We start from the raw sequence: 15,014 nt of genomic DNA, 5'->3' as shown, positions 1-15,014 counted from the left end.
GGCTAAAGCCCGCTCCTATTGAATTGAGCTTATTTCACCCAGTTAATTCTTTTTGTCTGTACATTTTGAGAATTGGTTCCCAGCATGATATCAAATTCTCCGCTTTCCCAATCAAAGTTCAGGTCTTCATCAAAAAACTTCAGATCTTCCGGGGTAAGTTTAAAATCTACTTTTTTACTTTCCCCTTTTTTGATGAATATCTTCTGGAAACCTTTCAGCTCCTTCACAGGTCTTACTACTTTTCCGAAAAGATCCCTGATATAAAGCTGTACCACTTCTTCACCATCATATTTTCCTGTGTTGGAAACCGTAACGCTGATTTCCAGTTTCTGATTTCCTTTAAGGTTTACAGAATTTAAAACCATATCAGAATATTTGAAATCTGTATAGCTTAAGCCATATCCAAACGGATATTTCGGATCATTATCAAGGTCTATATATGCGGAAACATAGTTTCTATCTGTATTATTTTTTGCGGGTCTTCCCGTATTGTAATGATTGTAATATACAGGAATCTGACCTTCTGTTCTTGGGAAGCTCATCGGAAGCTTCCCTCCAGGATTCACGGTACCCAACAGAACGTCTGCAATAGAGTTTCCTGCTTCAGTTCCCAGCCACCAGGTGTACATAATTGCAGGAATATTATCTGCTGCCCAGTTAAAGATCAGCGGTCTTCCTGCATTGATCATCAGAATGACTGGTTTTCCAGTTTTGGCAATTTCTTTCAGTAAGTCTTCCTGAACTCCAGTAAACCCGATATTGCTTCTGCTTTTTGCTTCTCCGCTCATCGCATGGCCTTCACCCAATGTCATAATCACTACATCTGCTTTTTTAGCCGTTTCTATGGCTTCTGCAAATTGAGTTTTGTCCTGATCATCTACATTACAGCCTTTTGCATACAATAAAGTGGAGTTTTTATCCAGTTGATTTTTAATTCCGTCAAACTGTGAAACTATCCTTTGGTTATCATCTTTAAAGGCGATCGACCAAAATCCATGATTAGCCACTGTTTCTTTTCCGAAAGGGCCAATGAGCGCAACGGTCTTCACTGTTTTTGAAAGGGGAAGAATATTTCCCTGATTTTTAAGCAGCACTATACTTTTTGATCCAAATTCTCTTCCGAATTTTCTGTTCTCCTGATTATCGGTCTGCTCTTTCTGTCTTTTCTCGCTGCTGAATCTGTAAGGATCATCGAAAAGCCCCATTTCGAATTTCTTGGTCAAAATTCTTCCTGCCGCATCGTCTACCAGTTTTGCATCTACTTTTCCTTCTTTCACCAGTTTTGGAAGTTCAGCCATATAAACACGGCTTTCCATATCCATGTCACTTCCGCCCTGTACAGCTTTTTCTGCTGCCTGGCCCGCATCTTTGGCATAACCGTGAGGAATCATCTCCCCGATACTCCCCCAGTCTGATACCACAAATCCTTTATAATTCCATTTTCCTTTTAACAGATCTCTCTGAATATATTTGTTGGCAGTCGCCGGAATTCCGTTGATGTCATTGAAAGAGTTCATAAAAGTAGCTACTCCAGCTTCTGCAGCAGCTTTGAACGGAGGAAGGTAAGTTTCGTTCAGCTGCCTTAGACTCATATCTACGGAATTGTAGTCTCTTCCCCCTACAGCAGCTCCATAGGCAGCGAAGTGTTTGGCACATGCCATTACTGCATCAAGACTTCCCAAACCTCTGCCCTGAAATCCTTTAATTCTTGCCAATCCTATTTTGGTTCCCAGAAAGGTATCTTCTCCTGAACCTTCCATTACTCTTCCCCATCTCGGATCTCTGGCAATATCCACCATCGGAGCAAAAGTCCAGTGAATACCATAAGCCGCTGCTTCTGTTGCGGCAATTCTTTCAGACTTTTCGATCATTCCCAGATCCCAGCTTGCTGCCTGTCCTAAATTCACAGGAAAGGTAGTCCGGTAACCATGGATAACGTCCTGCCCGAACAGCAAAGGAATTTTCAGTCTTGACTGCATCGCCAGTTTCTGAAAGGCCCTGGTTTCTTCTGATCCTGCAACATTCAGCATAGAACCTACTTTTCCTTTCTTAATTTCATCCAAAACAGCAGCTGAATTGGAATGCTGTGGTCCTGTGGCATATTCAAACCCGCTGTACTGAACCATCTGTCCTACTTTCTCTTCCAGGGTCATTTTAGACAGCAGCTCTGCTACTTTCTGATCAATTGTTTTTTGTCCGTAAGCACTGATTCCCAATGCGGAAAATGCCAATAAGAAATATACTCTTTTCATGGTAACAAATTAAAAAATATAAGTTGCTGTAGAACGTCCTGAAATTGCTACAGCAGCGGTTTTCCCGGCAAATTTAATATTAAATTTTTCATCTGCCTGATTATCGTTCTGAACAATTAAAACTATTTTCCCAAATTGAGTCTTAAAAGCAGCCGTTGAAAGTTTATCAGTCTGTGTGGAAGCGATACGCTGAGAACCTGCAGGAACAAATTTCGAAGCGTGTGCAATAATGTAATAGGAAACATTTCTGGTAAAGTTTTCACTGTCTGAAACGGTAATAGCACCTTTGCATTCTGTACAGCCGCCATCTGTATGCGGAGCAAATTTCGGATCGTTTGCCAGGTTCCATTCTAATGCGGTTTTGCTCCAGTTTCTCATGGAACCAATAATCACATTTTTAGTGTGCCAGTTCAGGTCTTCGTTAAAATTTCCCTTTGCTCCGGTCCACTGCTCGGTAAAGTATAAATTTTTGTCCGGAAAAGCATTGTGTACGGCACTTAATGCAGAGATGTCTCCTTCGTACAAATGAAAAGCAGATCCGTCTATATATTGATTTGCTTCAGGATCTTTTAAAATATCAACAGCATATTCAGGTTTGTTGCAGTTGTGATCATAAACAACAATCTTGGTCGTGATTCCATTGGCTTTAAAAACCGGTCCCAAATGATTTTTAATAAAATCTCCCTGTTGTTCAGACGGCATATACAAACTCGGGTTATTTCCCGGATGCAAAGGCTCATTCTGAGGCGTTACTGCATCAATGGTAATGCCCTCTTTTTTCATTCCCCGGATGTATTTTACAAAATATTGGGCATACGTTCCATAGAATTCAGGTTTTAAGCTCCCTCCTTTTGATTTACCGTTGTCTTTCATCCAAACCGGAGAAGACCACGGAGCAGCAATGATTTTAATAGAAGGATTGATCGCCAGAATCTCTTTCAGCATTGCTATCAGGTCTTTATCTTTTTCCAGACTGAATTTTGAAAGTGAGGGATCCGTCTGTCCTTCCGGCAGATCATCGTAGGAAAACACTTCGCCGTCAAGATCGGAAGCCCCTATGCTTAATCTTAAATAGCTGATGGAAATCGAGTTTTTATTGTTCCCAAAAAGTTCGTTAAGCAGTGCTTTTCTTTTGGAAGGCGATAACCGGTTGATTACCTCAACACTTCCTCCTGTTAATGTATATCCAAAGCCATCAACATATTGAAACTTTTGAGAATCGTCAATTTCAATATTCTGAAAGCTGTTGGAACCGTTTATAAATTTAACGGAGGTCTGCTGTTGTAATTTGACGCTTTCATCACCTTTGGTAAGCCAGTACTGCACTTCGTTTCCTTTATTGAATGCAACTGATGTACATGATAAAGGAAAAAGGGCCACACCACTAAGTAGTGCGGCACCTCTAAAGAAACTATATAAGTTGTGAAACTTCATGTGTTAGTATCCAGGATTTTGTTTTAAAGCGGTATTCGGCAATTCATTGAATGGAATGGGTAAAATTTCATTTTTGCCGCTTTTAAATCCTTTAGATGCAAGTTTTGAAGGAGCATCTCCCCATCTGACAAGATCAAACCATCTGTGTCCTTCTCCTGCAAGTTCTCTTCTTCTTTCATCCTTAATTGCCTGCATGGAAACAGGAACTGATGCTAAACCTACTCTTGCCCTTACTGCATCCAACAGCGCCTGAGCTCTTCCTCCGGCACCTCCTAAAGCTTCAGCTTCCATCAGGTAGGTGTCAGCCAATCTTATGGCGATATAATTTTGTCTGAAATTAAGTTCTGCCGGTCCGGGAAGTGAGCTTTTTAAAGCGTTTGTAGGTAAGTATTTATTGAGAAAATAGCCGGTATCCGCAAACGCCGGACTGTAAGAAATTTTACCATCCGCCACCAATTGTTTTGCATTGAAAACCGTCACATCCAGTCTTGGATCTCCCTGCATAAAACTGACAAAATTCTCTGTTACTGTATTAAATGCCCAGCCTGAATAGATATCAGGTGCAGTATTATTCGGAATATTTTTTAAAGAATAAGAACGAGGTCCCACCATTACATTGATAGAGTTACCTTCATCTTTTCCCTGGCCCCAAAAACCCCAATCAGAATTCCCTTTGTTGGTATGCATTACTTCCAGGATAGATTCTGTAGAAAATTTATAGGGGTCTGCCGTTTCCGGTCCTACTTTAAATAAGTCTGCATAATTGGCCACAAGTTTATATCCATATTGGCTGGTTCCTCCGGGTGTACCGTTCACTTCAGCAAACTGTGCTGCCGCTTCTGTCATTTTTTTATCATACAGATAAATTTTGCCCAATATTGCTCTGGCTGTTCCTTGCGTAATTCGGCCTCTGTCATTACCGCTTGACGTCATCATTAGATCCGGAATTGCAATAGTGACATCATTTTCTATCTGGGCATAAACCTCACTTGGCTTTGCCTGCGGAATATGCCAGTAATCATCATCAAATTTTATACTTTTGAGGATTAACGGAATATTTCCAAACATTCTTACAAGTTCGAAATAGTATAAAGACCGGAGAACCCTGGCTTCAGCAATATACCTCTTTTTAAGATCATCACTCATCGAAGCTCCGGGAACTCTTTCTATTAAAAGGTTAGCACGTGCGATACCCTGATAATAGTCTTTCCAGTAACTTGCAGGCATGGTATTGGGGTTAATCATATAATTATTCATTCCCTGAATACCTGCACCATCATTAGAATTTCCTCCACCGGAATAAAAATCGTCAGATCCCGCATTAAAAAAAGTCACTGTATTCTCGAATCCGCCTGAATATTTTCTCAAAATATCATATACGGAAACCAATGCGCTGAAAGACTGCTGCTCATTCTTAAAATACAAATCGGTATTAAAAGATCCCGAATTCTGTACGTCATCAAGATATGAATCACTGCAAGCCATATTACTAAAACTTAAACCCGTTAAAAAAGTAATAGCAAGTCCTTTATATAAAAAATTCTTATTTTTCATTTTGTTATGTATTAAAATTGAATATTTGCTCCCATCAAAAATGTTCTGGCTTGTGGATAGTAAGCTCTGTCAACACCGATAATATCCTGTTCAGAATTATTTCTTCCGGCAATTTCAGGATCATAACCTGTGTATTTTGTGAAGGTAAAAACGTTTTCCCCGGTTATATACAATCTCACTTTGCTCATTCCAAAACGGCTCGTAATATCCTGAGGAAGCGTATACCCCAACTGGATAATTTTCACACGTACATAATCACCTTTTTGAAGGTAGTAATTTGACATCCAGGAATAATTATGGTTAGGATCATTTCGTGTAATTCTAGGGTTTTCATTGGTAGAACCTTCACCGGTCCATCGATCCAAGACTCTTGTCTGGTAATTGGCATCAAGCATATCAAGCCTTCTTAAACCCTGGAAGATCTTATTACCGGCCTGCCCTTGTGCAAACACCATAAAATCGAAGTTTTTATAATTTAAATTAACGGTCAATCCAAAAGTATACTTCGGGATGGAACTTCCTAAGTTCACTTTATCATCATCATCAATTTTACCATCTCCGTTATTGTCCTGCCAGATAAAATCTCCCGGTTTTGCATTAGGCAGCAACTTGTTCCCATTGGCATTTACATAGGCATCGATTTGTGCCTGATTCTGGAAAACACCACTGTACGTTTGCCCGTAAAATGAACCGTAAGGCTGTCCAACTGCAACCCTTGATACAGCGCCCATAGTCTGGAAAGAAGCAAGATTGAAGTAGTCAATATCATCCTCTAATCGTAAAACTTTGTTTTTTATCGTAGCAAAATTCCCGTTTACCGATATCCCGAAATCATCCCAATTCTTTTTATAGCCCAACTCGAACTCCAGCCCTGAGTTTTCCATATCCCCTACGTTTGCCCAAGGTAAGTTAGGAACACCTACATAGCCCGGAATGTTGATTTGTCTCAAAATATCGGAAGTTTTCTTTTTGTACCAATCTGCAGTAAGCGTGAAGTTTCTGAATAATTTTAAATCTGCCGCAATATTCAACTGGCTGGTTTGTTCCCATTTCAGGTTTGGATTTTCCAGTGTGCTTGGTGCGTATCCTATAATGATATTATTCCCGGAATTGGTATAGTTGCTTCCTGAAACCATAAAACTTGCAAATCTGAAATTATCCATTTCATCATTTCCTAACACTCCATAACCTCCTCTTAATTTCAAATTATTGATCACTTTATTTTCCGGCCAAAAGTTTTCTTTATGAACATTCCATCCTAAAGACAGGGACGGGAAAGTTCCCCAATGCTGATTGGTAGCAAATTTTGAAGAACCGTCTCTACGGATTGTCCCCGTAAATAGATACTTATCTGCATAATCATAAATTACTCTCCCGAAATAAGAGGCCTTACGGGTTTGAATACCGTCCCACCCGGTTGCCGTAATATCATCCTGGGGAATATTAAAGTTAAAAGAAGCATCCTGCCAGTGTTCAATAGGCAAATTACTATAAGTCAAACTAGCACCGCCGGATATATTATATCGATAAATTCCCTGTCCTACCAATACACTTAAATTGTGATCTCCAAACTTATTTTGGTAGGTCAGAGTATTTTCCATACTCCATTCAAATTTATTTTCATCCACCTTATTCAGGCTATTAAAACTTGTGTTATTATAGTTCGGACTTAAATAATATTTCGGTGTAAAAGAGCGGCTTCCCCAATAAGATTTCTTACCGTTCAAGCTTGTTTTGAACGTAAAGTTTTTAAGAAACTTAAGCTCAGCAAAAACATTTCCTACAAAATCATCTGACCAGCTGTAGTTTCCTTGCTGTATTTGACGGAAGGCCTGCGGATTGGTCATTTCCTGATTTACGTAACGGGAAATTCCATACGGATTGCCATAGGGATCACGAATGATGTAGGGGTTGGTATAACCGCTGGGATCTACCTGAGACCAATCTGTGACAACTACCGGAGTGGTGGGATCTAGATTGACTGCTGAAGCTAGAGGACCACCATATTCCTCATTTGCGCTGACTCCCTGAGATTTGGTATGGGTATAAGCAAAGGTTTGTCCTAAAGTTAAATAATCTGTTACTTTATGCGTTGAGTTGAATCTGGCATTGATCCTTTTGTAATAAGAGATATCAGTCATTACAATACCGGTCTGATCGAAATATCCAAATGATGTATAGTACGTGGATTTCTCATTACCGCCGGTAATACTTATTTCGTGAGAGGATTTTTCACCGGTTCCAAAAATAGCATCCTGCCAATTTGTTCCTTTTCCAAGGGATTCAGGATTGGAATATCGGTGTTCCTCCGTCATTTACAAAACCTTCATTAATGATATTGGCATATTGGGTAGCATTTAAGAGATCTAATTTTTTAGATGCATTTGAAAAACCGTAAAACCCATTATAAGAAAGGGTTAGTTTACCTTTCTTACCTTTTTTTGTGGTCACCAGGATCACCCCTTTTGCGGCAGAAACCCCATAAATGGCGGATGATGCCCCATCCTTCAGTACTTCAATACTTTCTATATCAGATTGGTTAAGCCATCCGATATTATCTACTACAATACCATCGACAACCCATAGAGGACTGTTACTTCCAGCCCCAAAACTGGTAATTCCCCGCACACGTACTGTTGCCGGAGCACCGGGCTGTCCCGAATTTGTAACTACAGAAACACCTGCAGCTCTTCCCTGCAATACCTGCTCCGGCTTACCGGTCGGAATGTTTTCTATATCACTGGCTTTAATACTTGCTATAGCTCCGGTTACATTACTTTTTTTCTGAGTACCGTAACCGATGACTACAACCTCATCTATTTTGTTTTCTTTAGAAAGCGTGTCCTTCACCTTGGTCTGGGCACTGAAATTGGCCGTAAAATAGAGGACGGCAACCATTCCTAAGCTTCTTGGTATTCTTACATTCATATACAGTTATTATTTTAATTCTCAAATTGAGACAATAAAAATATATTTTTTTTCAATTAATTAACATTACATTAATAAATATTTTAATTTTTCGTTTATTTTTAAGGGATAGAAGCGTTATCTTCGCACACATATTTCATAAAATTTAATAAAAATCCAATAAAATAAATCCCCAAAATGACGCCCAAGCTGTCCCATATTTCACTTCCGTTAAAGCTTACTTTTCTCATTTTTTCAATGGTCTTGAATTGTATGGGGCTTATTATCCTCCAGCTTTCCGAGGCTAAAATCACTTATAGTGAACTGGGATTTCTGGAGTCATTCAAAGATTTGCCCATTGCTTTTATTTCTCTTTTTGCAGTAAGTTTCATCAATAAAACGGGAACAAAGAAAGCATTGATCATCGCATTAACTATTGTCGGATTATGTTCCTGCCTTCTGCCGTTTGTTGAAGTTTTTTGGTTTTATAAGCTCTGGTTTGCGATCATCGGAACTTGTTTTGCCGTTGGCAAGATCTGTGTCTTTGGTATTATCAGGAATAATATCTCAGAAGAAAAATCACTCGCAAAAAACATGAATAGCGTAGAAGCTTCTTTTATGATCGGAATTTTTGTGGTCAATACCGGTTTTGGGTGGCTGATTTCAAGCCCATATTCTCAATTTTGGAAATTTGGATTCTTACTGATCGCTTTGCTTTGTATCATCACTATTTTTTTATTTTCAAAAATGCCTATTTCAGAGGTAAAGCAGGTAGAAAACAAAAGTATCATCTCCGAACTGTCCGGATTTGTCACTCCCACCGTTCTGCTATTCCTGGGCGTTGTTTTTTTTATTGTTTTTGTAGAACAGGGTTTCAATTCATGGCTCCCTTCATTCTATAAAAATCATTTGAAGGTCAATTCATTCTTTGCTCTTCAGGCCTCCTCATTTCTTGCCCTCTTCTCCTATGCGGGAAGAACGGTAACGGCCAACATTATCCGGAGGTTTTCATTGCACCGCTATTACATGGCATGTATATTTTGTATTATAGCAATCCTGGCAGCCATTTTAGGAATACAATACTTTACATCGGAAAATTCCAAACTGCTTCTGTTTTTATTTCCGGTAATAGGATTATTTTTATCGCCGCTTTATCCGGTCATCAATTCAAAGATGATTGCCCACACCGATCAAGAAAAAGTAAACCTTTTCACCTCATTAATTGTCATTTTTTCTTCCCTGGGCAGCTCTGTCAGTTCTATTATCATGGCTGTTTTGTTCGGAAAAAGCCTCTTAAATTTTTATCCTTTGTATATTTTAGCCTCTGTAATTGTGCTTTTTATGATGAGTTTATTATATTTTAAGGTCTCCAAAAAGAAAATATAGAAAATAATTTTATTTTTACTGCCATGAAAATCAAAGACACAAAAAATAAAGAAACCCTACAGGAACTTATAGACACAAAAGATTTTGTAGCCCATATATCCGTAGACTGTACGATATTCGGTTTTCACAATAATATTTTGAAAGTTCTGCTGCTGAAATATCATGATCTTGATTTATGGTCATTACCCGGCGGGTTTGTATTTAATGATGAAGATCTCCGGGAAGCTGCCGAAAGGGTGCTTTACGAAAGAACTCATCTTAAGGGCCTGTTTTTGAAACAATTTCATACTTTCGGAAGAATTGACCGTACCGAGAATAATGTCCATCAGATTTTGCTTAAGAACAAAGGAATTGAGGTTCCGAAAGACCACTGGATATTCCAAAGGTTTATTACAGTAGGCTACTGCAGCCTTATTGACTTTTCAATAGCCAACACCTTTCCGGATGCATTCAATGAAAGCTGTGAATGGTTTGAAGTCAGCAAATTGCCGAAAATGGCTTTCGATCATGACAGGATTATAGAAACCGGGCTGGAATATCTCCGCATGAATATCAATACGGAAGTAGCAGCCAGTAACCTCCTTCCGGAGAAATTTACGATGAAAGATCTGCAGGCTCTTTATGAGACCATTTTAGGCCAAAAATTCAGGAGAAATAATTTCCAGCGTAAGATTTTAAGCTTAAATATTCTTGACAGACTGGAAAAGCTTTACGATGGTTCAGCCAATAAAGCTCCTTATCTGTATAAATTCAAAAAAGAGGTCCATAATTCTACCAATCAGTATCCCATATCTAATGAGGAGGAGGAGTAAAAAAGTAAAATCTTCCTGATAAAAGAACAAAAAAATCACTATATTACTGAAAATCAGTATTGAGGTAAGTTTTTAAAAAAATTTTTTAAACCACCCGAAAAATGCTATTTTTAACAAAATCAAAAAATCATGTCATATTATCCTCTTACAAGCATTCCTGACTATTATGGAATTGATGCTTTACTTACTGAAGAACATAAACTGATCCGTCAATCTATCAGAGATTGGGTGGAAAGTTTTGTAATGCCGCAGATTGACCAGGCAGCTCAAAATCATACAGATCTTCCGGGCCTTATGAGAGAGTTAGGGAAAATCGGAGCATTAGGTCCTTATATCCCGGTTGAGTATGGCGGTTCCGGATTAGACCAGATTTCTTACGGTCTTATCATGCAGGAATTGGAAAGAGGAGATTCAGCGGTACGTTCTGCAGCTTCTGTGCAGAGTTCTTTGGTGATGTTCCCAATCAATGAGTTCGGTTCTGAAGAGCAAAAAAGAAAGTATCTTCCTAAGCTTGCCGCTGGAGAAATGATCGGATCTTTTGGATTGACTGAGCCTAACCACGGATCTGACCCGGGTTCTATGGAAACTTATTTCAAAGACATGGGTGACCATTACCTTTTAAATGGTGCTAAAATGTGGATTACCAACTCTCCTCTATGCGACATCGCTGTAGTATGGGCCAAAAATGAAGAGGGAAAAGTACAGGGATTAATCGTTGAAAGAGGGATGGAAGGTTTCACCACTCCTGAAACACACAACAAATGGAGCTTAAGGGCATCAAAGACCGGAGAACTGGTATTCAATGATGTAAAAGTTCCGAAAGAAAACCTGCTTCCGGGAGTAACTGGATTGAAAGGGCCTTTATCCTGTCTGAACTCTGCAAGATATGGAATTTCATGGGGAGTAATCGGTGCAGCCATAGACTGCTACTGTACGGCTGTTCAGTATTCTAAGGAAAGAAAACAGTTTGGTAAGCCTATTGGTTCTTATCAGCTTCAGCAGAAGAAGTTAGCAGAATTTGTCACTGAAATTACAAAAGCTCAGTTGTTATGCCTTCAATTAGGAACTCTTAAGAACGATCATAAAGCAACTCCCGCTCAAATCTCTATGGCTAAACGTAACAATGTGAAAATGGCCATTGACATTGCTAGAGAATCCAGACAGATTCTTGGAGGAATGGGAATCATGGGTGAATTTCCTATGATGAGACACGCTGCCAACCTTGAATCGGTTATCACGTACGAAGGAACGCATGATGTTCATTTATTGATCACCGGTTTAGATATTACCGGAATCAATGCTTTTTAAATAAAAGACAAACGATAAATACACAGAGCCTGGCCGATGAGCCAGGCTCTTTATTTTATTCACATTCAGGAGAATTTATATTCAGTGAATAATTATTGAGGGGGTAATATTTTAATGAATTTATTAAAAACATTACCTTGACCCCCAATAAATACATCAATATTAGAAAACCACTACTTTTTTCTCGGTCTCACTGCTGCTTTTTATTCTGCACAGCAAAGAGGAGATCTGGTAAGCACTGAACAAAAATTTCACGGAAAAATAATTCCTAAAAAAGTAAAAATGTAACATCACCTTGTCTTTTATATTCATTTTCAAGTTAATTTTGATGCACTTCATGATAAAAATGAAGTGCATTTTTACCTTTATAACGTATAGGTAATCTGCAATGGTTAAATGATTTACCAGTTTTCTCCATGCAACACGACACCTTAAAAAAAGCATTCTCAACTCTTTTTTGGGCAAGAGGAGCACAATGACATTTGTCAATTATTTTAAATTATTCTAAATAAAATTAGTGAAATTATCATGAGCCACTTACTTTTGCCGGAAGAATAATGCTTGATGATAAATAATGTACCCCACCTTCCTTTTAGGCTTCTTTTTTTCAGTTTTCTCTTCTCTTTTACCGGTGCTGCCGCGTTTAAATCTCAGGAAAGAAATGTAACCATTACCTTCGAGGTAAAAAGCCCGGATGATGATCCTCTTGGAAAAACACAGATAAAAATTGTATCTGATGAAAACAGTTACTCAACTTCTACCAATAATAAAGGAATTTCGGTAATAAATGTCATTTCCGGGAAATATAAAGTGGAAGCCCGTAAAGACGGATATCATAGCTATTCTATGATCATAAACGCTGTAAAGACAGGCGTTTTTTCCATATCCCTGGCAGAGAAAATGAATAACATCGAAGAAGTTGTGATCACCGCTAAAGAAGGAAAAGGCCTCACCTCCTCCTCTATCATCAGCAACCGCGCCATGCAGCATTTACAGCCTTCAAGCTTTACCGATCTTTTGGAACTGCTTCCCGGAGGAAGATCGGGCGACCCGGTTTTGAACCAAGTCAATCAAATAAGCCTCCGGGAAACCGGCAGGCCTGGTTCCGGCTACAATACCTCATCGATGGGAACTACATTTCTTATAGATGGAGCTCCTTTACATTCCGGAGCCAATCTTCAGTATACGTATGATTTTCTGGATAAAACCAATAATGGATTAACGAAAAGACTTTCCGTTACCGGTGGAGTCGATATGCGGAGTATTTCCACAGACCAGATCGAGCGTGTTGAAATTCTCCGGGGAATTCCTTCAGTGATCTATGGAAACCTGACCTCCGGAATTGTAAAAATCACTAAAAAATCAGGATATACAAAATGGAAAGCAAGGTTTAAAGCAGATGGTTACAGTAAACTGTTTGCTCTGAATAAAGGTTTTGAAAATAAGGAAAAAGATTTGAAAATCAATGCAGGATTCGATTATCTGAATGCCAAAGCCGATCCGAGAGACAGACTGGAAAATTATAAAAGAATTACAACAAATCTTGCTGTAGCAAAGGAAAAAACATACCATAGCGGAAATGTAAGATGGCTGTCTACCCTTAGTTATACGGGTTCTGTTGACGGATCTAAATCTGATCCGGACATCGACCTATCCGAACTGAATTCTTACGAGGTAAACAATCATTTCCTCAGCTTATCCCAACTTTTCACATACACGAAGACCAACCGGTCATTTTACAGATCCACAGAAATCCAGGCCACTGCCAATCAAAGATTTGACAAAATAAAACAAACCAAATTTATCCAGCTCGAAAATGCTACTGCCTTTCCTTTATCTATTACGGAAGGAGAATACGACGGATATTATCCTCAGGCACAATACATTTCAGATTACCAGGTGGATGGAAAGCCTCTTGATCTGTTTGTTAAAATGGTCAATAACTTCCATTTTGATTTTAAATCGGTAACCAACGAATTGAATGCGGGATTCGACTGGCAGCTGAGTAAAAACTTGGGCAAAGGACAGCAGTTTGACCGTCACCGGCCGATAGATCCCAAATCAACGTTCAGACCTCGTGCCTACCGTGATATCCCGGCCTATACTACATCAGCCCTATTCCTTGAGTCTGTCACTATGGCAGCGTTGGGAAAACACCAGCTCACTTTAGCATTGGGAATAAGAGGAAACATCATGATGAATCTGCCTTCAGATTTCAAAATGAAAGGAAAAATCTATCCCGATCCCAGAGCTCATCTTCAATGGGAATTTCCCTCATTTGACTGGATGAATAAAAAAGCAAGATTGGCCTTAACGCTTGGATATGGCAGGCAAACCCTATTCCCCGACCTTAATTTACTGTACCCGGAGCTGGTGTACAAAGATATCCAGCAGCTCAATTACTTTCACAGCAATCCAAACTATAGAAGAGTTAATTATAAAACAATGATTTATAATCCTCAAAATCCGGATATAGAACCTGCCGCCAATGAAAAATTTGAAGCCAGAATGGATTTTAATTTAGGGTTTCATCAGTTGTCAGTGACTGTTTTTAAGGAGAACATGCATAATGCTTTCCGTTCTATGAATGAGTATGCAGTCTATCAATATAAAAAATATGATACCTCGGGGATTGATCATACTGCCATTACCTCTCCACCGGAGGTGAATACACTTCCCTATCAGACCGTCAGTGAAAACTTCATCTATGCCACGCAGCGAAATGGCAGTAAGGTAGATAAGGAAGGGGTGGAATTTCAATATTCTTCCAATAGAATTCCGGTCATCAATACGAGACTTACCTTTAATGGAGCATGGTTCAGAACCCAATACGGCAACAGTCTTCCTGTCTACAGAGGGCGGGATCTGCTCATCAGCGGAAGGCCTTATCCTTATCTCGGGCTCTATGAAGGGATGGAACCTGCTTCAAAAAATGAAGTGTTGAATACCAATCTGATGCTGGACACCTATTTTCCCAGGCTGGATCTGGTCTTTTCTTCTTCTTTCCAGTTTTCATGGTATTCGATGAGAAAATTAAATCCCATGAACGGCGTGCCCAGCCATTATGTGGATCAAAACGGTACTATCCACCCTTTTAACCCGGATACTGTAACAGGGACCATACTGGAAAGTTTAATTATTCCTCAGAATGAGGACCGCTACACTGCCACAAGAAGGCCTATGGAAGTGAATCTGAATCTGAAAGTAAGTAAAAGCTTCAGGAATAAGGCGGTTACTGTTTCTATGTTTGCCAACAGGCTTTTCAGTTACTATGCTCCATACAGCATTAATGGATTCAATATCAACAGGAAGGGAGCGTATGATCCTTACTTCGGAATGGAAATCAATTTCAATTTATAAA

9 protein-coding genes are annotated in these 15,014 nt (G+C 39.2%); 4 read left to right on the top strand and 5 right to left on the bottom strand.

Annotated features, from left to right (window positions below):
* Positions 1-29: 29 nt before the first annotated feature.
* Genes MUW56_RS20015 through MUW56_RS19995 form a run of 5 tightly spaced genes read right to left on the bottom strand, consistent with a single transcriptional unit; the run spans position 30 to position 8,168 of the window.
* Positions 30-2,252: a glycoside hydrolase family 3 N-terminal domain-containing protein gene (locus tag MUW56_RS20015; protein WP_292014850.1), complete on the bottom strand. Its 2,223-nt coding sequence runs from the start codon at positions 2,250-2,252 to the stop codon at positions 30-32.
* 9 nt (positions 2,253-2,261) lie between these two features.
* On the bottom strand, positions 2,262-3,686 hold the full coding sequence (locus MUW56_RS20010) for a glycoside hydrolase family 30 beta sandwich domain-containing protein (RefSeq protein WP_292014849.1): 1,425 nt from the start codon (positions 3,684-3,686) through the stop codon (positions 2,262-2,264).
* Positions 3,687-3,689: 3 nt separating this feature from the next.
* Positions 3,690-5,240 carry a RagB/SusD family nutrient uptake outer membrane protein gene (locus tag MUW56_RS20005; protein WP_292014848.1) on the bottom strand — a complete coding sequence of 517 codons (1,551 nt, stop codon included), beginning with the start codon at positions 5,238-5,240 and terminating at the stop codon, positions 3,690-3,692.
* A gap of 11 nt (positions 5,241-5,251) precedes the next feature.
* Positions 5,252-7,555, bottom strand: coding sequence for a SusC/RagA family TonB-linked outer membrane protein (locus MUW56_RS20000; RefSeq protein ID WP_292014847.1), 2,304 nt, complete (start codon positions 7,553-7,555; stop codon positions 5,252-5,254).
* The gene (locus MUW56_RS19995) at positions 7,524-8,168 is read right to left on the bottom strand and encodes a TonB-dependent receptor plug domain-containing protein (protein WP_292014846.1); all 645 of its coding nucleotides are present in this window, start codon (positions 8,166-8,168) and stop codon (positions 7,524-7,526) included. Before MUW56_RS19995 ends, MUW56_RS20000 begins: the two co-directional genes overlap by 32 nt.
* Before the next feature lie 177 nt (positions 8,169-8,345).
* Between MUW56_RS19995 and MUW56_RS19990 the strand changes: the two genes are divergently transcribed.
* The 4 genes from MUW56_RS19990 to MUW56_RS19975 all read left to right on the top strand — a co-directional run bounded on the left by MUW56_RS19990 (position 8,346) and on the right by MUW56_RS19975 (position 15,013).
* Positions 8,346-9,533, top strand: a complete 1,188-nt coding sequence (locus MUW56_RS19990; protein WP_292014845.1) for a sugar MFS transporter — start codon at positions 8,346-8,348, stop codon at positions 9,531-9,533.
* Between the two features lie 23 nt (positions 9,534-9,556).
* The gene (locus MUW56_RS19985; protein ID WP_292014844.1) at positions 9,557-10,345 is read left to right on the top strand and encodes an NUDIX domain-containing protein; all 789 of its coding nucleotides are present in this window, start codon (positions 9,557-9,559) and stop codon (positions 10,343-10,345) included.
* 129 nt (positions 10,346-10,474) lie between these two features.
* Positions 10,475-11,653, top strand: coding sequence for an acyl-CoA dehydrogenase family protein (locus MUW56_RS19980; protein WP_292014843.1), 1,179 nt, complete (start codon positions 10,475-10,477; stop codon positions 11,651-11,653).
* A gap of 564 nt (positions 11,654-12,217) precedes the next feature.
* Complete coding sequence (locus MUW56_RS19975; protein WP_292014842.1) at positions 12,218-15,013, top strand: TonB-dependent receptor; 2,796 nt, start codon at positions 12,218-12,220, stop codon at positions 15,011-15,013.
* Position 15,014 lies beyond the last annotated feature (1 nt).

Origin of the sequence: Chryseobacterium sp. (genome assembly GCF_022869225.1) — a bacterium.
GTDB lineage: Bacteria > Bacteroidota > Bacteroidia > Flavobacteriales > Weeksellaceae > Chryseobacterium.
The sequence above is the reverse complement of the archived record's forward strand: the minus strand, read 5'-3'. Positions and strand labels throughout refer to the sequence as shown.

Coding starts and splice junctions, on each gene's coding strand:
- MUW56_RS20005 (WP_292014848.1), bottom strand. CDS start 5,240: ATGAAAAATAAGAATTTTTTATATAAAGGACTTGCTATTACTTTTTTA.
- MUW56_RS19975 (WP_292014842.1), top strand. CDS start 12,218: ATGATAAATAATGTACCCCACCTTCCTTTTAGGCTTCTTTTTTTCAGT.
- MUW56_RS20000 (WP_292014847.1), bottom strand. CDS start 7,555: ATGACGGAGGAACACCGATATTCCAATCCTGAATCCCTTGGAAAAGGA.
- MUW56_RS19990 (WP_292014845.1), top strand. CDS start 8,346: ATGACGCCCAAGCTGTCCCATATTTCACTTCCGTTAAAGCTTACTTTT.
- MUW56_RS20015 (WP_292014850.1), bottom strand. CDS start 2,252: ATGAAAAGAGTATATTTCTTATTGGCATTTTCCGCATTGGGAATCAGT.
- MUW56_RS19980 (WP_292014843.1), top strand. CDS start 10,475: ATGTCATATTATCCTCTTACAAGCATTCCTGACTATTATGGAATTGAT.
- MUW56_RS19995 (WP_292014846.1), bottom strand. CDS start 8,168: ATGAATGTAAGAATACCAAGAAGCTTAGGAATGGTTGCCGTCCTCTAT.
- MUW56_RS20010 (WP_292014849.1), bottom strand. CDS start 3,686: ATGAAGTTTCACAACTTATATAGTTTCTTTAGAGGTGCCGCACTACTT.
- MUW56_RS19985 (WP_292014844.1), top strand. CDS start 9,557: ATGAAAATCAAAGACACAAAAAATAAAGAAACCCTACAGGAACTTATA.